Source organism: Bradyrhizobium sp. UFLA06-24 (assembly GCF_054967145.1).
This window is the reverse complement of the sequence record NZ_JADFUE010000019.1, coordinates 57,060-79,680: the sequence shown is the minus strand read 5'-3', so window position 1 is coordinate 79,680 and position 22,621 is coordinate 57,060. Positions and strand designations below refer to the sequence as shown.

Below are 22,621 nucleotides of genomic sequence, written 5' to 3'. Positions count from 1 at the left end.
AGTCTACTCCATGGAAGCGAGCGGCCGTGCGATTTCTTCGAGCGATTTACGCTCCGCGGAAACGGCGTAGCGCCATGCCACGATCGCAGCGACGATCATCAGGAATGCTCCCAGCAAATAGCCGGCGAACACGCTGCTGCGCGATCCCGTGTCGATCAGCGCGCCGAACAGCGCGGGACCCACGACGCCGCCGATGCCCGTGCCGACCGCATAGAACACCGCGATCGCCAGCGCGCGAACTTCGAGCGGAAAGGTCTCGCTCACCGTGAGATAGGCCGCGCTTGCGGCAGGCGATGCAAAGAAGAAGATCACCATCCAGGCGATGGTCTGCCCCTGCGCGCTCAACGCACCGATCGAGAACAGGTAGCCCGACAGCGCCAGCAGCAGGCCCGAGACGCCATAGGTGAACATGATCATGGCGCGGCGGCCGAGCGTGTCGAACAAACGTCCAAGCAGCAGCGGACCGAGGAAGTTGCCGGCGGCGAACGGCAGCAAATACCAGCCGACATGATCGGCGCTGATGCCGTAGAAGTCGGTCAGAACCAGTGCGAAGGTGAAGAAGATCGCGTTGTAGAAGAAGGCCTGCGCCACCATCAGCACAAGGCCGACCAGCGCGCGCTGGCGGTAGGCGGCAAAAAGCGTATGCACGACTTCGCCGATCGGCGTGTGATCGCGCATCTTCAGCCGCATTTTGGGGAAACGCCCGTCGCTCGTATCCTGATCGTGTCCGATCACCGTTCGCTCGATGTCGTGGACGATCTTGTGGGCCTGGTCCGGCCGGCCGTGAATCATCAGCCAGCGCGGACTTTCCGGAATCCACATCCGCATCAGGAGCACGACGAGGCCGATGACCGCGCCGATGAGATACGCCAGACGCCAGCCGAGATCGGGGCCAATGACCGCCGGGTCGAGCAGCACGATCGCGGCCACCGCACCCATCGCCGCGCCGATCCAGAAGCTGCCGTTGATGACGAGATCGGTCCAGCCGCGATAGCGCGCCGGCACCAGTTCCTGGATCGTCGAGTTGATCGCCGTGTACTCGCCACCGATGCCGGCGCCGGTCAGGAAGCGAAACAGCGCGTAGCTCGTGATATTCCACGAGAGCGCGGTCGCCGCCGTCGCGGAGAGATAGAGCGCCAGCGTAATGAAGAACAGCTTCTTGCGGCCGATGCGGTCGGTGAGCCAGCCGAAGCCGAGCGCGCCAATGACCGCGCCCGCGAGATAGGCAGAATTCGCGATGCCGAGATCGAGATTGGAGAAATGCAGCATCGGGCTCTGCTTCAGCGCGCCCGAAAGCGCGCCGGCCAATGTCACCTCGAGACCATCGAGAATCCAGGTAATGCCGAGCGCCAGCACGACGCGGGTATGGAAGCTGCTCCAGGGCAGGGCGTCCAGCCGCGCGGGAATGCTGGTCGCGACGATACGATCGGGCGCGGCCGCCGCCGAGATTGCAGGTCCATAATTCAGCGCCGGGCTCTGCTGCAATTCCATCGCGTTGCTGGGTCTGGGGGGCGGCATCCGCCTGCCGACTGCGACAACGCCTGCGGCAACGGCAGGTTCCCGCGGGAACGGCATCGCCTGCCGGCCGTTTCCGCTGGAGCCGTAAGGAGTTGACGCATGGCTCCCGTCAGAAAGACGACACATTCGCGCAAAACCGCCGCGCGCAAGAGCACCAGGCGCGCGACATCAAAGCGATGGTCGCAGCGCGTGACAAGGGAGAGCGACGCGCTCGATCTCAAGCGCGGCGTGTTCAAGCTCACGAGCGCGAAGAAGATCGCAGACTCGCTGAAGCGGTCCGCGGAGCACAGCTCGCGCCGCAAGGCCGGCGCATATCGCTCGGCGCTGTCGATGCTGACGTTCTATATCAACCGCGCCGGCAAGACGTTGCCAAAGACGCAACGCGATCGGCTGGAGAGAGCAAAGGGCGAGCTGAAGCGGGCGTTTGGGAGGGAGTGAGGCCTGCCGCTGTCGTCCCGGACAGGCGAAGCGCAGATCCGCTTCCGGACGACAGCGAAGCAGAGCAGCTGTTACGCCGCGCGAATGTTTGCCATGAAGCGGTCGAGCTCGGCCCGCAGGCGCGTGCTTTCACTGGAGAGTGTCTTGGCCGAGTTCAGCACCTCTTCCGAGGCCGAGCCGGTCTCGGCGGCGCCGCGATTGACCTGACCGATATCGGTCGCCGCAGTCTGGGTGCCCTGCGCGACGGTCTGGACACTGCGCGCAATCTCCTGCGTCGCCGCGCCCTGCTGCTCGACGGCGCTCGCAATCGAGGTTGAGATCGACGAGATCTGGCCGATGGTCGCGCCGATCTCCTTGATCGCGGCGACCGACTCGGCGGTCGCGCCCTGCATGCCCGCGATGTGCGAGGAAATCTCGTCCGTCGCCTTGGCGGTCTGGCTCGCCAGCGATTTCACTTCGCTTGCGACCACCGCAAAGCCACGCCCGGCCTCGCCGGCCCGCGCGGCCTCGATGGTGGCGTTGAGCGCGAGAAGGTTGGTCTGCTCGGCGATCGCCGTGATCAGCTTGACCACCTCGCCGATCTGCTGAGCGGCGTGCGAGAGTTTACCGATCCGGCCGTCGGTCTCCTTGGCCTGCCCCACGGCGGCTTCGGCAATGCGGCTGGAATCGCGAACCTGGCGGCCGATCTCCTCGACCGAGGCCGACAGCTCTTCCGTCGCGGTGGCGACCGACTGCATGTTGGAGGAGGCCTGCTCGGACACGCCGGCGACCTGGCTCGACAGGCTCTGCGTCGTTTCGGCAGTGCGGGTCAGCGTCGAGGCCGCCGATTCCAGCTGCACGGCGGAGGCCGAGACGTTGGAGACGATGGCGCCGACCGCGCTCTCGAAATCATCGGCAAAGCGGATCAGCTCGGCGCGACGCGACGCGGCCTGCTCCTTGTTCTGTGCTTCGCTGGCGGCGGCATCGCGCTCGGCCTTGGCCACCGCTTGAACCTTGAACTCCTCGACCGCACCCGCCATCTCGCCGATCTCGTCCTTGCGGCCAAGACCCGGCAGCACGACATCGAAATTCCCCGAAGCCAGCTCGCGCATCGCCTTGCACATCGCGATCATCGGCCGCGAGATGCCATTGCCGAGCATCAGCGCCAGCACGGCACCGATGGTGAGACCGCCAAGCGCCAGCATCAGCATCAGCCGCTCGGTTTCCGCGATCGTCGCATTCGCGCTTGCCTCGATGCGCTGCTGATCGTCCGACAGGTTCGACCGCAACTCACCCGAGAGCTTGAGGATGGACGCAGCCGTCTTGGTCATCTCGCCGTTCAACTTGACGATGATCTTCACATTGTCCGACAGCTTGGCAAAGGATGCGCGGTACTGCTTCAGCAAATTGCCGATTTCAGTGACTCGGTCGGTGATCTTCTGGTCGTTGGCGTAGATCGAGACCAGCAACGTCTCCAGAAACTTGATGCGGGCGACGACGCCGTCCGCGGTCTTCGGCTCCGGCTTGGCGACAAAGGCGCTGACCGAGGTGGAGACCGCGAGATATTGCGAGGTGATGTCCTTGGCCGTGCTCTGGACCGAGGCGAGGCCAGCCAACGCTGCAGTATCGGCGAGGTCGTCGAACTTGAAGCGGATCTTGTTGCCGACGCTGTTCAGCTCGTCGGTCGCAATCTTGTTGTTCTCACGTGTCAGCGTGATGATCTCGCTGAACACCTTCGTGAAACGCTGGAATTCGGCCTCGAGCTTGCCGACCTCCTCGCGGCGCGCCGCGCCTGACGTGGCAGAGATGGATTTCGCAATCGCCGCCTTCAGGTTTCCTTCGGCCGCCTTGGCTGCCGTTTCGTCGTCCGCGGCGCCAGTCAGCGTGTAGGCCCGGGTCAATCCCTGATAGCTGATCAACTCGCGATCGATGGTCCGTGCCAGGTCGGCTTCGGCCACGCTGGCCCGGTAGGAGGCGACGGCGCCCGCGATCCGTTCGAACCCGAAATAGGCGAACGCCATGCTGACGGCGAGAATGGCGAGCACCGCCACGAAGCCCAGGATGATCTTTGCGCGAAAACGCAAGGTGAAGAGCTTCAGAGAGCTCGGCTTCGACTTGATGGACATTCCCCCACCCCATTCCATTCGCGGAAAACCAGGCGCAGCCCGGCAGCAGCCCGCTCCCCGACTCGTATTCACGGTAATGGGCAAAGGATAAGCTGCGGTAAATTTACGGCATCGCAACTTGCGGTTAGGGGATGGGGGGATGGGGTCCCGGGCTACGTGACGTTCGGCCGACGTCAAACGATCCAGGCTTTAAGCTGCCCGGATATTTGCCATGAAGCGGTCGAGCTCGGCCCGCAGGCGCGCGCTTTCACTGGAGAGTGTCTTGGCCGAGTTCAGCACCTCTTCCGAGGCCGAGCCGGTCTCGGCGGCGCCGCGATTGACCTGACCGATATCGGTCGCCGCAGTCTGGGTGCCCTGCGCGACGGTCTGGACACTGCGCGCAATCTCCTGCGTCGCCGCGCCCTGCTGCTCGACGGCGCTCGCAATCGAGGTTGAGATCGACGAGATCTGGCCGATGGTCGCACCGATCTCCTTGATCGCGGCGACCGACTCGGCGGTCGCGCCCTGCATGCCCGCGATGTGCGAGGAAATCTCGTCCGTCGCCTTGGCGGTCTGGCTCGCCAGCGATTTCACTTCGCTCGCGACCACCGCAAAGCCGCGTCCGGCCTCGCCGGCCCGCGCGGCCTCGATGGTGGCGTTGAGCGCGAGAAGGTTGGTCTGCTCGGCGATCGCCGTGATCAGCTTGACCACCTCGCCGATCTGCTGGGCGGCGTGCGAGAGTTTACCGATCCGGCCGTCGGTCTCCTTGGCCTGCCCCACGGCGGCCTCGGCAATGCGGCTGGAATCGCGAACCTGGCGGCCGATCTCCTCGACCGAGGCCGACAGCTCTTCCGTCGCGGTGGCGACCGACTGCATGTTGGAGGAGGCCTGCTCGGACACGCCGGCGACCTGGCTCGACAGGCTCTGCGTCGTTTCGGCAGTGCGGGTCAGCGTCGAGGCCGCCGATTCCAGCTGCACGGCGGAGGCCGAGACGTTGGAGACGATGGCGCCGACCGCGCTCTCGAAATCATCGGCAAAGCGGATCAGCTCGGCGCGGCGCGACGCGGCCTGCTCCTTGTTCTGCGCTTCGCTGGCGGCGGCATCGCGCTCGGCCTTGGCCACCGCCTGAACCTTGAACTCCTCGACCGCGCCCGCCATCTCGCCGATCTCATCTTTGCGCCCGAGGCCCGGCAGCACGACGTCGAAATTCCCCGAAGCCAGCTCGCGCATCGCCTTGCACATCGCGATCATCGGCCGCGAGATGCCGGTGCCGAGCAGGAAGGCGAGGACCGCACCCAACAGCGTACCGCCGACGGCCAGCATCAGCACCAGTTGCTCGGTCTTGCCGATGGTGGCTTCCGATTCCGAATCCAGGCGCTGCTGTTCGGCAACCAGATCCGCCTTCATGGCGGTGGCGCCCTGAAGGATCGCGCCAGCCGATCCGCTCATCTCGGTGACGAGCTCATCGACCAGCTTGGCGTTGGCGATCAGCTTCTCCAGCGCTTCGCGATAAGCGGTGAGGATCGCCTTGGCATCTTTCAGGCCGGCGACGATCTTGTCGTCCATGGAATAGACCGCGCCGAGCGAGTTCTCGACGAATTTCAGCCGCGCCAGCGCACTGCTCGCGATCGCCTGGTCGGACGTCAGCACGAAATTGGTCGCCGCCGAGCTCGCGGTCTGGAATTGGGCGTTGACCTGCTTGGTGCCGAACTCGATCGCCTGCGCCTCGGAATCGGAAGCGTTGTTGCCGATGTCGTCGAGCTTGTATTTCAGGAGATTGGCTTGCCGCGAGAGCTGGTTCTGCACCAGCAACGTGCTGTCACGCTTGGCCTTGAGGACCTTGGCGAAGGTCGCGGAGAAGTTCGAAAATTCCTTGGCGAGTTTGTCGAGGCTGTCCTGCCGCGCCGGCGTCTTGGCGCTCTTGACCGCTTGGTCGATGGCATTCTTCAGGCTGGTCTCGGCGTCCAGCGCGGTCTTGGCGTCGTCTTCCTTGCCGGTGACGACGAAATATTTGACGGCCGAGCGGTAGGCAAGCAGCTCGCGATCGATGTTGCGGGCGAGATCGGCCTCCGAGACGCTGTTGCGATAGGACCCGACGCCGGATGAGACGCGCTCGAAGCCGAAATAGGAGAACGCCATGCTTCCGGCCGAGATGACCAGCACGGCTGCAAAACCGAGGATGATCTTGGCGCGGAACCGGAGGGTCGGAAACAAGCTGCGCTTAGACGGCGATGCGGTACGCCCGGACATTCCCAACCCCCATTCAGTCTTCAGCCGCGATCCGGAGGCGCCCCGCCCCCAGACCTGGATGCGCAAAACTAAGGCAGAATCGATAAAGGGCGGTAAATTCGTCCGATCTGTATTCGGGAGCGGAGAGTCCCAGCTCCGGGAAGGGGGCCCCGAGCGAGCTCGCGTGTTGCGGCCAACCGGAAAACGCCTTATTCTTACGGTACTTGTCAGGCAATAATCACGCACTTGGCGTCAGACCAAGCTGGTCCTCAAGGGAGAAGCGGAGTGGGGCAAACCGAGTTTCGGTTTGGCGGTGCGTCTGGTGTTGCCGTTGCCAAATCGAAGGCCGCCACCGTCGATGAAGCCGTGGCCGAGCTTGCGGCCCAGCTCCCGTCCGACGAGCTGGCACTGATCCTGGTCTTCCTCTCTCCCCGCTACGACCCTCATCGTTTCATCGCCGAGATCACCCGACACTTCGATGAGACCCAGGTCTGCGGCTGCACCACCGCGGGCGAGCTCGCCCCTGACGGCTGGGACGAGAACAGTGTCGTGGCCCTCGCCTTCAGCCGCGCCGATTTCTCGGCGGCGGTGCGGCCCATTTTCAATCTCGAGAGCTTCCAGGTCGAGGACGGCCGCAGGATCGGCGGCGAGCTCCGGCACGAGCTGCTGCGGGCGAGCCCGCAGATCGACCGTGGGAGCCCCTTCGGCCTGGTCCTGATCGACGGCCTGTGCCGGCGCGAAGAAGCGGTGATGTCCGCGATCTATGCCTCGCTCGACGATATCCCCGTCGTCGGCGGCTCCGCGGGCGACGGGATGCGCTTCGAGAAGACCTTTGTGTTCTTCGACGGTAAGGCACACAGCAATGCCGCGCTGCTGATCCTGCTGAGCACGTCGCTGCCGTTCCGGGTGTTCAAGTGCGACAATTTCGAGCCGCGGGCGCAGAAGATGGTGGTCACGGAGGCCGACATCGAAAATCGAACGGTCAGGGAGTTGAATGCCGAGCCGGCGGCCGAGGAATATTCCCGCATGGTCGGGATCATGGATGCCAAGCTCGACCCGTTCTCCTTCGCATCCCACCCCGTCCTGGTGCGGGTCGGCGGCTCATATTATGCCCGGTCGATCCAGCGCGTCGAGCCGGACGGCTCGCTGCATTTCTTCTGCGCCATCGACGAGGGCATGGTGCTGACCGCGGCCTCGTCGAAAAGCCTGGTCGGCTCGACGCGTCAGACCTTCGCCGACATCCGCGACCAGATCGGAGACGTCTCGCTCTATATCGGCTTTGAATGTCTGCTCCGCCGCCTCGATGCCGAGCAGCACCAGCTCGCCCGCGACATGTCCGAGCTGTACCGGCAGAACCGCGTCGTCGGATTCCACACCTATGGCGAACAGTTCGGCTCGATGCATGTGAACCAGACTTTTACGGGCGTCGCGATCGGAAGGCGCCCGGCGTGACGGACATGTCGCAGAGCTCCGATACGATGGACCAGCTGCAGCGCGAGGCCGCCAAGCTGCGGAAGATCAACGCCGCGCTGATGTCGCGCGTCGAGCGCTCGATGGACCAGCAGCTCAACGCCTTCTCCCTGTTCGAAACCGCCATCGCGCTCGACCACAAGGTTCGCGACCGGACGCATCAATTGCGCGAGGCGCTGCACTCGGTCGAGCGCGCCAATGAGGGTCTCTACCGCGCCAAGCAGCAGGCCGAGGCCGCGAGCTCGTTGAAATCCTCGGTGCTGATCTCCGTCACCCACGACCTGTTACAGCCGCTCAATGCGGCCCGCCTCACCCTGTCGGCGCTGACCGAGATGATGGAATCGCAGGAGGCGGGCCTCCTGATCGATCAGGCCGACCGCTCGCTGCTGATGCTGGAGGACCTGCTGCGCTCGCTGCTGGAGATCGCCAAGCTCGACGCCGGCGCGCTCAAGCCCGACGTCCACGCCATCGCGCTCGCACCTCTGTTCGAGCAGCTCCGCAACGAGTTCGAGCCGATCGCGGCGCGGCAAGGCCTGTCCCTGCGTATCCGCGCCTCGCAGCTGGTGGTGAGGTCGGATGCGATGATGTTGCGACGGATCCTGCAAAACCTGCTGGCCAATGCCATCCGCTACACCCGCAGCGGTGGCGTCGTGATGGGGTGCCGGCCGAGGGGAGACCGCATCTGCATTCAGGTCTCCGACACCGGGCCGGGAATCGCGCAGGCGCAGCAGGAGGCGATCTTCCGCGAATTCCAGCGCGGCGAGGCCAGCGCCGCCGACCAGGCCGGTTTCGGGCTGGGCCTCTCCATCGTCCGGCGTTTCGCAACCGTGCTCGGACACAAGGTGCGGCTGTCCTCGCAGATCGGCAGGGGCTCGACCTTCTCCCTGGAACTGGAGCCGGCGGACCTCACTGAAGTCCGCGACGAGGTGCACGAGGTCAAGCCGGCCGAGCAGCATTATGGTGGCCTCGAGGGCGCCAAGATCCTGCTGATCGAGAACGATCCGAACGGCTCGGAAGCCTTGGCCGCCCTGCTGGAGGGATGGGGCTGCGACGTCGCGACCACGCGATCGACCGCGGACGCGTTGTTGCGCCTCAATGAGCTCGGCGGCGCGCCCGACGCAATCATCGCCGATCTCCACCTCGACCATGGCGAGAGCGGCCTATCGGCGATCGCCGATGTCCGAGAGCATCTGAAGCTCGATACGCCGGCCATGATCATCACCGCCGATTACTCCGAGAAGGCGGCGAAGGAAGCGAGCCGTCACGGCCTCGAAGTGCTGAAGAAGCCGATCAGGCCCGCCGAGATGCGCGCGCTGCTGTCGTTCCTGCTGAGCTGATCGGATGGCCTTCGGACAAAATCCGAAAACAACCCCATGCACAGTAGCGGTAGTATTCTACATTTCTTCAAGCCGATAATTCCCAAGACGTAATCTTCGGCCAATCACAGCTCGATCCGTGCGACCCATCGGCAGAAGTCGCCTCACGGCTGCTCCGGCTGAGCCCGCTCGCGCCGCGTCGCGGGGCTCTCGGCGGCCAGATTCGCGAAGTCGATCCTGGACATTTCGACGATCGCCTTGGTGCGGCTCAGCACGTTGAGCTTGCGCAAGATATCGGAGACGTGGACCTTCACCGTGGTCTCCGAAATCTTCAGCTCATAGGCGATCTGCTTGTTCTGCAGGCCCCGCTTGAGCATGTCGAGCACGCGCAATTGCTGCGGCGTCAAATCGTGCAGACGTTTCAGGAGATCCTCCGCCGGACCGGCCGCACGCTGCGCGCGGACCGACCCGTGATAGGCGGCGGGAACACAGACCGAGCCGCGCAGCACCTCGCCGATCGACTGCGCCAACGTCTGCTTGGACGATGATTTGAGGACGTAGCCCGACACGCCCAATGACAATGCACCGGAGATGATCTGCGGGTCCTGATGGCCCGAGACGATGACGACGGGAATCCTGGGAAACGTCTTGCGGACGCGAATGATGCCTGAAAGGCCCGTCGTGCCGGGCATCGACAGATCGAGCAGGATGAGGTCGATGTCCGGGATCGCGGCGACCTGCTCGAGCGCGTCGTCGATCGAAATCGCCTGGAGGATCTCGGCCGCAGGCTCCACCATCTGAAGCGCACCTTCGAGCGCCTCGCGAAACAACGGATGGTCCTCGACAATCAGAAATCGCATCGTGCGTGAGCCGCTCTGAGGATCTGGCCAAAGCCGGGAATGCCGCTGGGGTCGATGTGGAATTGCCCAGGATGAGAATGTCTCCGCCTGATGTCGCCGGCTTGATCCAGATCAAAGACGCGACTTGCCATCACGACGCCCTCCCACGATCGAGGCGCGCATTGAGCCGGCTGCGCGGGCCGGGCAGATCCATCTTGCCGATCTCGACGATCGCCTTGTTGCGGCTGAACAGACCGAGCTTGCGCAGGATCTCGGTGATGTGCGCCTTCACCGTGGATTCCGCGAGCTGAAGCTCCTGGGCAATCTGCCGGTTCGGATAGCCGCGACGCAACAGGTCGAGCACGCGAAGCTGCTGCGGCGTAAGCTCGCGCAGCTTGACTTCGAGCGCCTTGCTGGCATCGGCCCGGCCCCGCTGCGGCGCCGCCACAAAATCCTTCGGGACCGACACCGATCCGCTGAGCACGCCTTCGATCGATCGTGCCAGCTCGCGCTTCGACGTCGACTTCGGCAGATAGCCGGCGGCTCCGAGCGCCAGCGCCTCGCCGACGACGCGCTGGTCCTCTTCGCTCGAAACGATCGCGACGGGCAGGCGCGGATAGGCCTCACGCAGACGGAGAAAGCCGGAGAAGCCGGTCGCATCCGGCAGCGAGAGATCAAGCAGCGCGAGGTCGACGCCCTGCTCGGCCGAGAGAGTGTGCAAGGCATCCTCGATCGACATCGCCTCGAGAATCCGCGCCTCCGGCAACGCCAGCCGCACGGCATTGCCGAGCGCCTCGCGAAACAGCGGATGATCATCGATGATCAGGAAGCTGGCCATGGCGCCTTCCAAGTGAATCCACCGCATGCATGGCAGCGGCACCATCCTGCGCCGGTTCGGCGCCCTGAGGATGGCGGATGGACGCTAGCACATCTTCTCTTTCCCGTCCGGTCAAGGCCGTTCAGTCGTTCGATTCCGCCTGAACCGTCAGCAGGAAGGAATAAATGCTGTCGAACTGCTCGTCGGTGAACACTTCCTTCCAGGCCGGCATGCCCTTGGACGGCCGGCCTTCATGCACGGTCTTCCAGAACGTGTCGCGCATGTCCTCGCCGTAGCGGTGATGCAGGAGCCTGAGGTCGATCTTCCGCTCGCTCTGGACGGCATCGGGACCATGACAATGCGCGCAGGTGCCGTTGAAGATCTCCTTGCCGGCACCGACGGCCTCCGCGTTGGGTGCGGACGCGTCGCCCTTGACCTCACTCGCCACCACGTTGGCGACCTGCACCACACTGGGGCCGGTTCCCATCCCGGTCGTTGTTCCCGCCGGCACCGGCTGGGCCGCACCGAAGCGCACCGGCTGGCCCGTCGGCAAGCCATACTTCACCGCGAGCTCGGCGATCGTCCTCTGAAGCTGCGGCAGGACGGCATCGACGCGATCGCGCAGCTCGGTGGATGCCTTCGCAAAGCCGATGGCGGCGTCCCATGACAGGCCTTCGCCCTCGGTCAGCTGGATCTGATAGCGATCGTTGTAGCTGGTCTTGTTGAGCCAGCCGGCGACAGGTCCCCATATGAAGGCGACATCGGCCTTGCCCTGGTCAAGCGCCTGCATGGCTTCCTCGGGCGACAGCACCGTGACCTTCTGGATATCGTCACGGCTCGCAAGCAGGTTTTGCGGCGTGCTGGCGAACTGCACCGCGACGCGCTTGCCCTTGAGGCCGTCGACGCCGCCGATCACCGCTCCCTTCGCCGCCACCAGCGCATAGCCTTCGCTGGCGAAAGTGCTGGAGAAGATCACGGCCGGTCCCATGAAATCCTCGGAGCGCGGCAGGCCGATCATGGCGTCGCATTGCTTGCCGAGCAGCGTGACGCGCACGGTCCGCTTGCCGAAATAGGATTTGTACCAGTCATAGGCGATCGGCCGGCCGAGTGCCTGCGCCAGCGCCTGCCCGATCTCGACATAGAACCCCGGTTGCGACGGATTATCGCTCGAGAACGGAAGATTGGTCGGATCGGCACAGAGACGGAACGGCTCCGCCTCCTCGGCATGCAGTGGCGAGGCCGCAACGATCGACGCTGCGGCGATACAAGCGAACAGGCCTGAGATGGCGCGATTTCGGCTCGTGCCGGTGCCAGACTGATTCGGACGCATCCTCTTCTCCCGTAGCTTTGTTGTGCCGGAGCTTTGCCGGTAAGGCGTTGCGGCACGAGCCATCGGCCGGCGCCGCAACTGTCGCCTGAGAAAAATGCGCGCGTATCCTGTCACCTCGGGATACGCGCGCCAGTCGTCACTGGACGGAGAACACGAAGAGAGAACCGCCCTCGGGGGCTGCGGCCGTCATCTTCTTTCCAATATCGCCCAGGAACGCAGGTATCGCGGCGGTACGACCAACGACGATGGCGACATACTGCTTGCCGCCAACCTCATAGGTCACCGGCCCCGCACCGATTCCGGAGCCGAGATTCTTGCTCCAGAGCACCTTGCCGTTCTTCGCATCGATGGCGCGGAAGTCGCCGTGAAGGTTGCCGGCGAACACCAGGCCGCCGCCGGTGGTCAGTGTGCCGCCGTTGAACGGCAGGTCTTCCTTGATCGACCACACCTTCTTCTGAGCGACCGGATCCCACGCCATGAGTTCGCCGAGGAAGCCGCCGGGGCCTTCCTTGGTCGGGAATTCGGCGCCGAGATAGAACACGCCGCGCTTGTAGGCGACGTCCGAGACGGCCCAGTCCATGCAGACATTGTTGGACGGGATGTAGACGAGGCCGGTCTGCGGGTTGAACGACATCGGCTGCCAGTTCTTGCCGCCGATCAGGTTCGGGCAGATGTCCTTTGCCGGATGGTTCGGGCCCGGACGCTTGTCCGGATCCTCTTCCGCACGCATGGTGTTGACGTCCCACTTCTTGGCCCAGTTCGAGAAGACGTACTTCTCGGCCGAGAGCACCTTGCCCGTCTCGCGATTGGCGACGAAGAAGTAGCCGTTGCGATCCGCCTTCATCAGCGCCGGAACCGTGCTGCCGCCGATCTTGAGGTCGGCGAGCACGGCTTCGTTGACGCCGTCATAGTCCCAGGCATCGGCCGGCGTGGTCTGGATGTGCCACTTGATCTTGCCGGTGTTGGGATCGAGCGCCAGCGTCGAGGCGGTGTAGAGGTTGGTCAGTTTGCCGAAATTGCCGTCGCCGGTCGAACGAACGCCTGTGTTCCACGGACCGGGATTGCTGGTGCCCCAATAGACCGTGTCGGTCTTCGGATCGTAGGAGCCGACCAGCCAGGCCGCGCCGCCGCCATGCTGGGCGGAGTCACCCTTCCAGCTGTCGCCGCCGGGCTCGTCCGGACTGGGAACGGTGTAGGTCTGCCACAGCTGCTTGCCGGTGTTGATGTCGAAGGCCTGCAGCGAACCACGCGCGCCGTACTCGCCGCCGCCGAAGCCGGTGATGACCTTGTCGCGCACGACGAGCGGCGGCGAGGTGATGACCGAGCCCTGCTTGTAATCGACGACCTTGGACGTCCACAGCGCCTTGCCGGTCGCGGCATCGAGCGCCGTCAGTTTGCCGTCGAGCCGGCCGACGAAAATCTTGCCGTCGGCATAGGAGACGCCGCGGTTGTTGACGTCGCAACAGGCGTATTGCAGCACGTCGTCGGGAATTTCCGGTTCAAAGGTCCATTTGCGCTTACCCGTGGCGGCATCCAGCGCATAGACGTATTTCGGACCCCAGGAGGTCGAGACGTAGAGCGTGTCGCCGATCACGATCGGTGATGATTCGTTCGAACGCAGCGAGGCCAGCGAGAACGAATAAGCGAGCGTCAGCTTGCCGGCATTCTCGGTGTTGATCTGCTTGAGCGGGCTGAAGCGCGTGTTGCCGTAGTCGTGACCGGGGACGGCCCACTGCTTCTGATCGGATTGCGCCTTGATCACGGAGTCGTTGGCGCGAGCGATGGATGTTGCGGCGGCCAGCATGGCAATCATCGAAATGCCAGCCAGGAAGCCCTTCGAAAAGGTCATGTATTTCCTCCGATGTTGTTGCATGCGCCGCGTTGAGCGCCCGAGCGCGATGCGCTCGTGATACGCAGTTTGTCTGCGAACCATCGTTCGGAATTACAACATTGCCGCCGCGCGCTTAGTATAGGCGGAAGGTAGTAGTGAGAATCAGTGGCAATTTTTGCGCTCATCTCGTTGCCGCGGCTCGCGTCTTTGCCTTGAATTGCAGAGCGAAATGCACCAACCGAGTGCTGATGGCATCGTCCCACTCTCGATCGTCGTCCCGGACGAGCGAACTCATCCGGGATGATCGTGTGGCAAGCGTGCTCGTCAGCAATCACGATGATGGCGCTACCAGTGCCGCAAAACTTTCAAAGAAATTCGCGGCCAGCTTTCGCGACGTCGAATCGATCAGCCGCGAACCGAGCTGCGCGAGCTTGCCGCCGATCTGCGCATCCGCCTCGTAGTGCAGGATGGTGACGTCAGGAGATTCTTCTTCCAGCCTGATCGTCGCGCCGCCCTTGGCGAAGCCCGCAACGCCGCCGGCACCTTCGCCGATGATGCGATAGCTGGTGGGTGCTTCGATATCGGTCAGCGTCACCTTGCCGCCGAACGTCGCCTTCACTGGCCCGACCTTCAGCACCACGGTCGCAGTCATCTCCGTCGGCGACGACATCTCGAGCGATTGGCAGCCGGGAATGCACTGCTTGAGGATATCGGGATCGTTGAGCGCAGCCCACACCTTGGCTTTCGATGCCGGGATGCGCTGGCTGTCGTTCATCTGCATCGTTTCCACCCTTTTGCTGTTGCTTGTCAGCTCCGACTAAGGTGGCGCCCGGCTGCGATCAATCGCCAGTAAGTACTAGGGCGGCTCTTGCCGCGGCTCAGTCGATCAACGTTGTTCCGGGGCGCGACGACGTCGCGAGCCCGGAATCCATTTAGCCGTGGACTCTGCGGCTTGATGGATTCCGGGCTCCCTCGCTCCGCTCGGGCCCCGGAATGACATCCGAGTGCTGCGACGCCGACGGTCCTTCCGCGTCCTCGGCTCGGCGGCATGTTGTTGCATTGCCGCAAATAAAATCAATGACTTAATCCGCAGCCGCCTACTACCAAGATCGCGATTACAACGGCATGGGCGCGTGCTCCTATTCGGCGCAACGAACAAGGCATCGAAGGGAGAAATCGACGTGCGACGGCGCGAGGCGTGAGGCACGACCAAAGAGCGCTTCGCGCGATGGGCCTACAGGCACACGCCGTCAAAGACGCAGCGGGCACCTCTTTCAAAAGCTCACCACGAGGTCGCGCCACACGTCGGCGACGGCACGGACCGGTGTGACCGAATCGCGCATCGGCGGCTGCCGCCACGATGACCTTTCGATGACGCACGGTCACCAAAATCCCAGTTGCAAAGTTTCGTTCGCGCTGTCTCTAATTGGAATAACGACAAACATTCGGGAGGAGTACACTGTGTCTACAGTCAAACTGACGGTGAACGGCAAGGCCGTTGCCGTCGATGTCGAGGACCGCACGCTGCTGGTCCACGTCTTGCGCGATCACCTCAACCTCACCGGAACGCATGTCGGCTGCGACACCAGCCAGTGCGGCGCCTGCGTCGTGCATGTGGACGGCAGGGCGGTGAAATCCTGCACCATGCTGGCAGGCCAGGCTGACGGCGCCAACGTCACCACCATCGAAGGCATCGCCAAGGGAGACGAGCTGCATCCGATGCAGGCCGCCTTCCGCGACAATCACGGCCTGCAGTGCGGCTATTGCACCCCAGGCATGATCATGTCGGCGATCGACATCGTGCAGCGCCATGGTGGCCAGCTCGACGAGGCGACCGTCCGTCACGAGCTCGAAGGCAATATCTGCCGCTGCACCGGCTATCACAACATCGTCAAGGCCGTGCTGGATGCAGCCGGACGCATGAAGGTCTCGCAGGCGGCCGAGTAAAGCGGCTCGCCTCGAAAGAACAATCACCGCTGCCGCTTTCGAGGGAAAGCGCGGTCAAGGAAACTCCTGGGGAGGACCAGACATGGGTGTTGAAGGCATCGGCGCGCGAGTCGTGCGCAAGGAAGACAAGCGTTTCATTACCGGCAAGGGCCGGTACGTCGACGACATCAAATTGGTGGGCATGAGCCACGCTCACTTCGTCCGCAGCCCGCACGCGCACGCCAAGGTGAAGAAGATCGATTCCTCCGCTGCGCTGAAAATGCCGGGCGTCGTCGCGGTTCTCACCGGCCAGCAGCTGGTCGACGACAAGGTCGGCAATCTCATCTGCGGCTGGGCCATCACCTCCAAGGACGGCAGCCCGATGAAGATGGGCGCATGGCCGGCCATGGCGCCGGAGACGGTGCGCTTCGTCGGTCAGGCCGTCGCGGTCGTGATCGCCGACAGCAAGAATCTGGCGCGCGACGCGGCCGAAGCCGTCGTCGTGGACTATGAAGAGCTTCCGGCCGTCGCCGACGTTCACGCCGCGATCAAATCCGGCGCACCGCAGCTTCACCCCGAAGCCCCCGGCAACCAGGTCTATGACTGGGTGATCGGCGACGAGGGCGCGACCGATGCCGCCTTCGCCAAGGCTGCCAATGTCGTCAAGCTCGACGTCACCAACAACCGCCTGGCCCCGAACGCGATGGAGCCGCGCGCGGCGATCGCCGATTACGATGCGGCGGAGGAGCACTTCACGCTCTACACCACCTCGCAGAACCCGCACGTCGCCCGCCTCGTGCTGTCGGCGTTCTACAATATCGCCCCCGAGCACAAGCTGCGCGTGATCGCCCCCGACGTCGGCGGCGGCTTCGGCTCGAAGATCTTCATCTATCCCGAAGAGATGGTGGCGCTGTGGGCCTCGAAGAAGGTCGGCCGTCCCGTGAAGTGGACCGGCGACCGCACCGAGGCCTTCCTCACCGACGCGCATGGCCGCGACCACGTCACCCACGCCGAGATGGCGTTCGACGCCAACAACAAGATCACCGGCCTGAAGGTGAAGACCTACGCCAATTTCGGCGCCTACATGTCGCTGTTCTCGTCCTCGGTGCCGACCTATCTCTACTCGACGCTGCTGTCGGGCCAGTACAACATCCCGGCGATCCATGCCGAGGTGATCGGCGTCTACACCAACACCACGCCGGTTGACGCCTATCGCGGCGCAGGTCGCCCGGAGGCGAGCTACCTGATCGAACGTCTGATGGAGACGGCGGCGCGGCAGCTCAAGGTCGATCCGGCCCAGCTGCGCCGGACCAACTTCATCACCCAGTTCCCGCACCAGACGCCTGTGATCATGGCTTATGACACCGGCGACTTTAATGCCTCGCTCGATGCCGCGATGAAGGCGATCGACTATGCCGGCTTCCCCGCCCGCAAGGCCAAGGCGAAAGCCGACGGCAAGCTGCGCGGCATCGGCGTATCCTGCTACATCGAAGCCTGCGGCATCGCGCCGTCCAAGGCGGTCGGGAGCCTGGGCGCCGGCGTCGGCCTGTGGGAATCGGCCGAGGTGCGCGTCAACCCGGTCGGCACCATCGAGATCCTCACCGGCTCGCACAGCCACGGCCAGGGTCACGAGACGACGTTCTGCCAGCTGGTTGCGGATCGCCTCGGGATTCCGATCAGCCAGGTCTCGATCGTCCATGGCGACACCGACAAGGTTCAGTTCGGCATGGGCACCTACGGCTCGCGCTCGGCGGCCGTCGGTCTCACCGCGATCCTGAAGGCGATGGAGAAGATGGAATCCAAGGCCAAGAAGATCGCCGCGCATGCGCTCGAGGCCTCGGAAGCCGACATCGTCATCGAGAACGGCGAGTTCAAGGTGACGGGCACCGACAAGGCGATTGCGCTACCGATGGTCGCGCTCGCGGCCTACACCGCACACAATCTGCCTGATGGGATGGAGCCGGGCCTGAAGGAAAGCGCCTTCTACGACCCGACCAACTTCACCTTCCCGGCCGGCGCCTATATTTGCGAACTCGAGGTCGACCCCGGAACGGGCAAGACCTCCTTCGTCAACTTCGTCGCGGCCGACGATTTCGGCCGGCTGATCAACCCGATGATCGTCGAGGGCCAGGTCCATGGCGGCCTTGTTCAAGGCATCGGCCAGGCACTGCTCGAGCATGCGGTCTACGATGCCAACGGCCAGCCGGTCACGGCCTCGTTCATGGACTACGCCATGCCGCGCGCCGACGACGTGCCCTCCTTCAACCTCTCCCACACCACGACGCTGTGCCCGGGCAATCCGCTGGGCATCAAGGGTTGCGGTGAGGCCGGCGCGATCGGCGCCTCCGCGGCCGTGATCAACGCGATCACGGATGCGATCGGCAAGAACAATCTGGAAATGCCCGCAACCCCCGACCGGGTGTGGCGCACGATCCACGCGGCTTAAGAGGGAGGACCGAAGATGTACCAGACCACCTATCATCGCGCTTCCTCGGTCGACGAAGCCGCCAGCCTGTTCGGCAAGAGCAGCGAGGCGAAATTCCTCTCCGGTGGCCAGACGCTGCTGCCGGTGATGAAGCAGCGACTCGCCAGTCCTTCCGATGTGATCGACCTCGGCAAGATCAAGGAGCTGATCGGCGTCGAAGCGTCAGGCGATACGCTGACCGTCAAGGCGGCGACGCCGCATTACGACGTCGCCACCAGCGAGGCCGCAAAGAAGGCGATCCCCGCGCTCGCCTATCTGGCCTCGCTGATCGGCGATCCTGCCGTGCGCTATCGCGGCACGATCGGCGGCTCGATCGCCAACAACGATCCCGCCGCAGACTATCCGGCCGCGCTGCTCGCGCTCGGCGCCACCGTGAAGACCAACAAGCGGTCGATTGCGGCGGAGGATTTCTTCAAGGGCCTGTTCACCACGGCGCTTGAAGACGGCGAGATCATCACGGCCGTGTCGTTCCCCGTGCCCGCGAAGGCGGGCTACGCCAAGATGCGGCATCCGGCCTCGCGCTTTGCGCTGACCGCCGTCTTCGTCGCCCAGACGAAGTCGGGCGAGATCCGCGTGGCCGCGACCGGCGCGTCGCAGAGCGGGGTGATGCGGGTCGGCGCCATCGAAGCGGCGCTGAAGGCGAACTGGTCGCCGTCGGCGCTCGACAGCGTCAGCATTCCCGCCAGCGGAATGCTCGCCGACATCCATGGCACGGCCGAGTACCGTGCCAACCTCGTCAAGGTGATGGCGCAGCGCGCAGTGGCGGCTGCGAGCTGATCACAGCGCGCCAGCGCCTCGACACAAATTTTCCGCGGCGCGCACTTCGGTGCGCGCCGTTTTATTTTGCCGATGCGGCATGAAAACCGCTTGCCTCCTCGGCGGGAAGGCGAGAAGAGTTAATCAGCCAATTAACTCGCCCCCCAAAGAGCCCACAAGAGCAATGTCAGAGGCGTTGGCCGGATCCCCGGCATTTGCCCGCGACCCGAGGAAACAACAACGTGCTCGACAAATCAGCCCCCACATCGTCCGTCCGAACCTCCGGCCCGCTCGCGGGCTTCCGAATCGTCGAGTTCGCCGGCATCGGACCCGGCCCGTTCGCCTGCATGATGCTGGCCGACATGGGCGCCGACGTCGTCACGCTCGACCGCGTCGGCGCGAAGAAGAGCATGAAGTCGGTCGCGGGCCGCGGCCGCAAGGTGATCGAGCTCGACCTGAAGGACAAGGCGGCGATCGCGCAAGCGCTCGACCTCCTCGCCAATGCCGATGCGCTGGTTGAGGGTTTTCGTCCCGGGGTGATGGAGCGGCTCGGGCTCGGGCCTGACGTCGTGCTCGCGCGCAATCCAAAGCTCGTCTACGGCCGCATGACCGGCTGGGGCCAGGAAGGCCCACTGGCCAATGCCGCCGGCCACGACATCAACTACATCTCAATCACCGGCGCGCTGGCCGCGATCGGCCCTGCTGAAGCGCCGGTGCCGCCGCTCAATCTGGTCGGCGATTTCGGCGGCGGGGCGCTCTATCTCGTCGTGGGCGTGCTCGCAGCACTGCTGGAAGCATCAAAGTCCGGCAAAGGCCAGGTGGTCGACGCCGCCATGTGCGACGGCGCAGCGTCGTTGATGTCTTTCTTCTTCGACATGAAGACGCTGGGACGCTGGACCGAGGGCCGCAACCGGAATTTTCTCGACGGCGGCGCGCATTTCTATGGGGTCTACGAATGCGCCTGCGGGCATTTCGTGTCGATCGGTTCGATCGAGCCGCAGTTCTATGCGCTGTTGCGCCAGCATGCCGGTCTGACGGATGCGGATTTCGACGCGCAGATGGACCCGAAGGCCTGGCCGGCGCTGAAGGAGAAGCTGAAGGCCGTGTTCAAGAGCAAGACGCGCGAGGACTGGTGCAAGATCATGGAAGGCACCGACATCTGCTTCGCGCCTGTTCTGACCATGTCGGAAGCGACCGAGCATCCGCATATGGTCGCGCGCAACGTCTTCATCGAGCGCCACGGCGTGAAGCAACCCGCGCCGGCACCAAGGTTCTCGCGCACGCCGTCGATGGCGCGCGAGCCGGAGACGGCGGAGATTGCGGCGGTGATGAAGGCGTGGAAGGCTGCGAAGTAGCCAAGTGCATACAGCCGTAGGGTGGGCAAAGGCGCACAGCGCCGTGCCCACGTCTTCCATCAATTGGCCAGGACGTGGGCACGCTGCGCTTTGCCCGCCCTACCGCAGCGTGACTGACGGCTACGCCGCATTCTCCACCTTCAGCACCCCGCGGCGGATCTGGTCTTCCTCGATCGACTCGAACAGGGCCTTGAAATTGCCCTCACCGAAACCGTCGTCGCCCTTGCGCTGGATGAACTCGAAGAAGATCGGGCCGATCGCGTTGGCCGAGAAGATCTGCAGCAGCACCTTGGTCTGGCCGCCGTCGACGACACCTTCGCCGTCGATCAGGATGCCGTTCTTCTGCAAGCGCGCGAGGTCCTCGCCGTGCCCGGGCAGGCGCGCGTCGACCTTCTCGAAATAGGTGTCGGGCGGCGACGGCATGAAGGGCAGGCCGGCTTCGCGCAGGCCCTCGATGGTACGGTAGATGTCGCGGCAGCCGCAGGCGATGTGCTGGATGCCCTCGCCGCGATAAGTCTTGAGATATTCCTCGATCTGGCCGGAATCCCCGGCGTCCTCGTTGATCGGAATCCGGATCTTGCCGTCGGGGCTGGTCAGCGCGCGCGAGAACAGGCCGGAGGCGCGGCCCTCGATGTCGAAGAAGCGGATCTGGCGGAAGTTGAACAGCTTCTCGTAGAAGCCGGCCCAGACATCCATGCGGCCGCGATGGACGTTGTGGGTGAGGTGGTCGAGATAGAACAGGCCGGCGCCGACCGGCTTGGGATCGCGCGTCCCCAGCCACTCGAACTCGGCATCATAGGCCGAACCCTTGGCGCCGTAGCGGTCGACCAGATAGAGCAGGCTGCCGCCGATGCCCTTGATCGCGGGCATGTCGAGCGTCTTTTGTGCGGATGGCACATCCGCCGGCTCGGCGCCGAGCGCGATCGCGCGCTCATAGGCCGCCTTCGCATCGACCACGCGGAACGCCATCGACGGCGCGCACGGACCGTGCGCGGCGACGAACTCGGTGCCGTGAGTGCCGGGCTCCTCGTTGACGAGATAGTTGATGTCGCCCTGGCGATAGACCGTGATTCGTTTGGTCTTGTGGCGCGCGACCGGCGTAAAGCCCATCAGCTTGAAGAGCGCGTGCAGCTCTTGCGGGTTCGGGTGCGCATATTCGACGAACTCGAATCCGTCGGTGCCCATCGGATTCTCGACGCTCACAGTGGCCGGCGGTGCATCGTGCGGAAACGGACCCATTGGCGGTTCTCCCAAATTGCTGCTGGCTGAATTATCCTTCATGAGGCCCGCAAAGAGCGTGCAAATGAGACTCGATTTCGCTATTTTATGCACGATCCGTGCACGATTTGGACAAAAGACGCATGATTCCGGTGGACGCTTTCGACCTCAAGATCCTCAGCGCGCTGCAGGACGACGGCCGCCTCACCAACCAGGAGCTGGCCGACCTCGCCGGCCTGTCGGCCTCGCAATGCTCGCGGCGACGGATGCGGCTGGAGGAGGAGAAGGTGATCGCGGGCTATCATGCCGATCTCTCCAGCGAGGCGCTCGGCTTCGGCGTGATCGCCTTCATCCAGGTGGGGCTTGCGACCCACTCGCCTGATAATTCCAAGCGCTTCCGCGCGCTGGTCAACCGGATCGACGAAATCCAGGAGGCCTATTCGCTCACCGGCGATGCCGATTACGTGCTAAAGGCCGTGCTGCGCGATCTCAAGGGCCTGTCCAATCTCGTCAATGACGTGTTGATGCCGCACCAGAGCGTGGCGCATGTGCGCTCCTCGATCGTGCTCGACCGGCTCAAGGAAAGCGCGAAGCTGCCGCTGAAGGATCTGAAGGCTGGCTGAAATCGAGGGAACTACGCCATTCGAGTCGCGGGCGCGATCTGCAATCATCGCGGCCAATCCGGGAGACTTAGGCCATGGCGCTCCAGCTTCGACCCAACTGCGAATATTGCGACCGCGACCTGCCGCCTGATGCAATCGATGCGCGGATCTGCTCCTATGAATGCACGTTCTGCGCGGAGTGCGTCGAGACGAAGCTCTTCAACGTCTGCCCGAACTGCGGCGGCGGCTTCGCCCCGCGCCCGATCCGCCCGACGCAGGAGTGGCGGCCGGGTGTGTGCACGGCGAAGCAGGCGCCATCGGACAAGCGGGTGCATTTGAAGTACAGCCTGGACGACGTCGCGGCGCATTGCGCGCGGGTCCAGGACGTGCCGCCGGAGAAGCGGTAG

At 64.2% G+C, this 22,621-nt stretch carries 18 protein-coding genes; 9 read left to right on the top strand and 9 right to left on the bottom strand.

Going from position 1 to position 22,621, the window contains the following annotated elements; all coding sequences use genetic code 11:
• Positions 1-3 precede the first annotated feature (3 nt).
• Positions 4-1,491, bottom strand: coding sequence for an MFS transporter (locus IF809_RS17445; RefSeq protein ID WP_164938963.1), 1,488 nt, complete (start codon positions 1,489-1,491; stop codon positions 4-6).
• Between the two features lie 126 nt (positions 1,492-1,617).
• On the opposite strand from IF809_RS17445, the gene IF809_RS17440 reads away from it, so the two are divergent.
• On the top strand, positions 1,618-1,956 hold the full coding sequence (locus IF809_RS17440; RefSeq protein ID WP_128963508.1) for a DUF3175 domain-containing protein: 339 nt from the start codon (positions 1,618-1,620) through the stop codon (positions 1,954-1,956).
• A gap of 71 nt (positions 1,957-2,027) precedes the next feature.
• On the opposite strand, the gene IF809_RS17435 is transcribed toward IF809_RS17440, so the two are convergent.
• Entirely contained in the window at positions 2,028-4,061 is a 2,034-nt protein-coding gene (locus IF809_RS17435) for a methyl-accepting chemotaxis protein (protein ID WP_164938396.1), read from the bottom strand.
• 189 nt (positions 4,062-4,250) lie between these two features.
• Positions 4,251-6,290 (bottom strand): methyl-accepting chemotaxis protein, encoded by a 2,040-nt coding sequence (locus IF809_RS17430; RefSeq protein ID WP_164938395.1) that lies wholly within the window; start codon positions 6,288-6,290, stop codon positions 4,251-4,253.
• A 264-nt stretch (positions 6,291-6,554) separates the two neighbouring features.
• Between IF809_RS17430 and IF809_RS17425 the strand changes: the two genes are divergently transcribed.
• Both IF809_RS17425 and IF809_RS17420 read left to right on the top strand, forming a co-directional pair.
• Positions 6,555-7,721, top strand: coding sequence for an FIST N-terminal domain-containing protein (locus IF809_RS17425; RefSeq protein ID WP_128963505.1), 1,167 nt, complete (start codon positions 6,555-6,557; stop codon positions 7,719-7,721).
• A 5-nt stretch (positions 7,722-7,726) separates the two neighbouring features.
• Positions 7,727-9,076, top strand: coding sequence for a hybrid sensor histidine kinase/response regulator (locus tag IF809_RS17420; RefSeq protein WP_164938394.1), 1,350 nt, complete (start codon positions 7,727-7,729; stop codon positions 9,074-9,076).
• Between the two features lie 143 nt (positions 9,077-9,219).
• Here the strand turns inward: IF809_RS17420 and IF809_RS17415 are convergent, their stop codons facing one another.
• The 5 genes from IF809_RS17415 to IF809_RS17395 all read right to left on the bottom strand — a co-directional run bounded on the left by IF809_RS17415 (position 9,220) and on the right by IF809_RS17395 (position 14,653).
• On the bottom strand, positions 9,220-9,915 hold the full coding sequence (locus tag IF809_RS17415) for a response regulator (RefSeq protein ID WP_128963503.1): 696 nt from the start codon (positions 9,913-9,915) through the stop codon (positions 9,220-9,222).
• 130 nt (positions 9,916-10,045) lie between these two features.
• Positions 10,046-10,732 carry a response regulator gene (locus IF809_RS17410; RefSeq protein ID WP_128963502.1) on the bottom strand — a complete coding sequence of 229 codons (687 nt, stop codon included), beginning with the start codon at positions 10,730-10,732 and terminating at the stop codon, positions 10,046-10,048.
• A gap of 121 nt (positions 10,733-10,853) precedes the next feature.
• Positions 10,854-12,041, bottom strand: coding sequence for a c-type cytochrome (locus IF809_RS17405; RefSeq protein WP_462838079.1), 1,188 nt, complete (start codon positions 12,039-12,041; stop codon positions 10,854-10,856).
• Positions 12,042-12,177: 136 nt separating this feature from the next.
• Positions 12,178-13,890, bottom strand: a complete 1,713-nt coding sequence (locus IF809_RS17400) for a PQQ-dependent methanol/ethanol family dehydrogenase (RefSeq protein WP_244659388.1) — start codon at positions 13,888-13,890, stop codon at positions 12,178-12,180.
• 313 nt (positions 13,891-14,203) lie between these two features.
• Complete coding sequence (locus tag IF809_RS17395) at positions 14,204-14,653, bottom strand: SRPBCC family protein (protein ID WP_128963500.1); 450 nt, start codon at positions 14,651-14,653, stop codon at positions 14,204-14,206.
• A gap of 680 nt (positions 14,654-15,333) precedes the next feature.
• Here IF809_RS17395 and IF809_RS17390 point away from each other — a divergent pair.
• From IF809_RS17390 to IF809_RS17375, 4 genes are all read left to right on the top strand, one after another.
• The gene (locus IF809_RS17390) at positions 15,334-15,819 is read left to right on the top strand and encodes a (2Fe-2S)-binding protein (protein ID WP_128963499.1); all 486 of its coding nucleotides are present in this window, start codon (positions 15,334-15,336) and stop codon (positions 15,817-15,819) included.
• An 82-nt stretch (positions 15,820-15,901) separates the two neighbouring features.
• Complete coding sequence (locus IF809_RS17385) at positions 15,902-18,244, top strand: xanthine dehydrogenase family protein molybdopterin-binding subunit (protein WP_462838078.1); 2,343 nt, start codon at positions 15,902-15,904, stop codon at positions 18,242-18,244.
• A gap of 15 nt (positions 18,245-18,259) precedes the next feature.
• Positions 18,260-19,060: an FAD binding domain-containing protein gene (locus IF809_RS17380; protein WP_128963497.1), complete on the top strand. Its 801-nt coding sequence runs from the start codon at positions 18,260-18,262 to the stop codon at positions 19,058-19,060.
• Positions 19,061-19,281: 221 nt separating this feature from the next.
• Entirely contained in the window at positions 19,282-20,394 is a 1,113-nt protein-coding gene (locus IF809_RS17375) for a CaiB/BaiF CoA transferase family protein (protein ID WP_128963496.1), read from the top strand.
• 120 nt (positions 20,395-20,514) lie between these two features.
• Here IF809_RS17375 and hppD read toward each other — a convergent pair whose 3' ends face one another.
• On the bottom strand, positions 20,515-21,633 hold the full coding sequence (hppD, locus tag IF809_RS17370; RefSeq protein ID WP_462838077.1) for a 4-hydroxyphenylpyruvate dioxygenase: 1,119 nt from the start codon (positions 21,631-21,633) through the stop codon (positions 20,515-20,517).
• A gap of 122 nt (positions 21,634-21,755) precedes the next feature.
• On the opposite strand from hppD, the gene IF809_RS17365 reads away from it, so the two are divergent.
• Positions 21,756-22,235 carry an Lrp/AsnC family transcriptional regulator gene (locus IF809_RS17365; RefSeq protein ID WP_462838076.1) on the top strand — a complete coding sequence of 160 codons (480 nt, stop codon included), beginning with the start codon at positions 21,756-21,758 and terminating at the stop codon, positions 22,233-22,235.
• A gap of 74 nt (positions 22,236-22,309) precedes the next feature.
• Positions 22,310-22,621 carry a DUF1272 domain-containing protein gene (locus IF809_RS17360; RefSeq protein WP_462838075.1) on the top strand — a complete coding sequence of 104 codons (312 nt, stop codon included), beginning with the start codon at positions 22,310-22,312 and terminating at the stop codon, positions 22,619-22,621.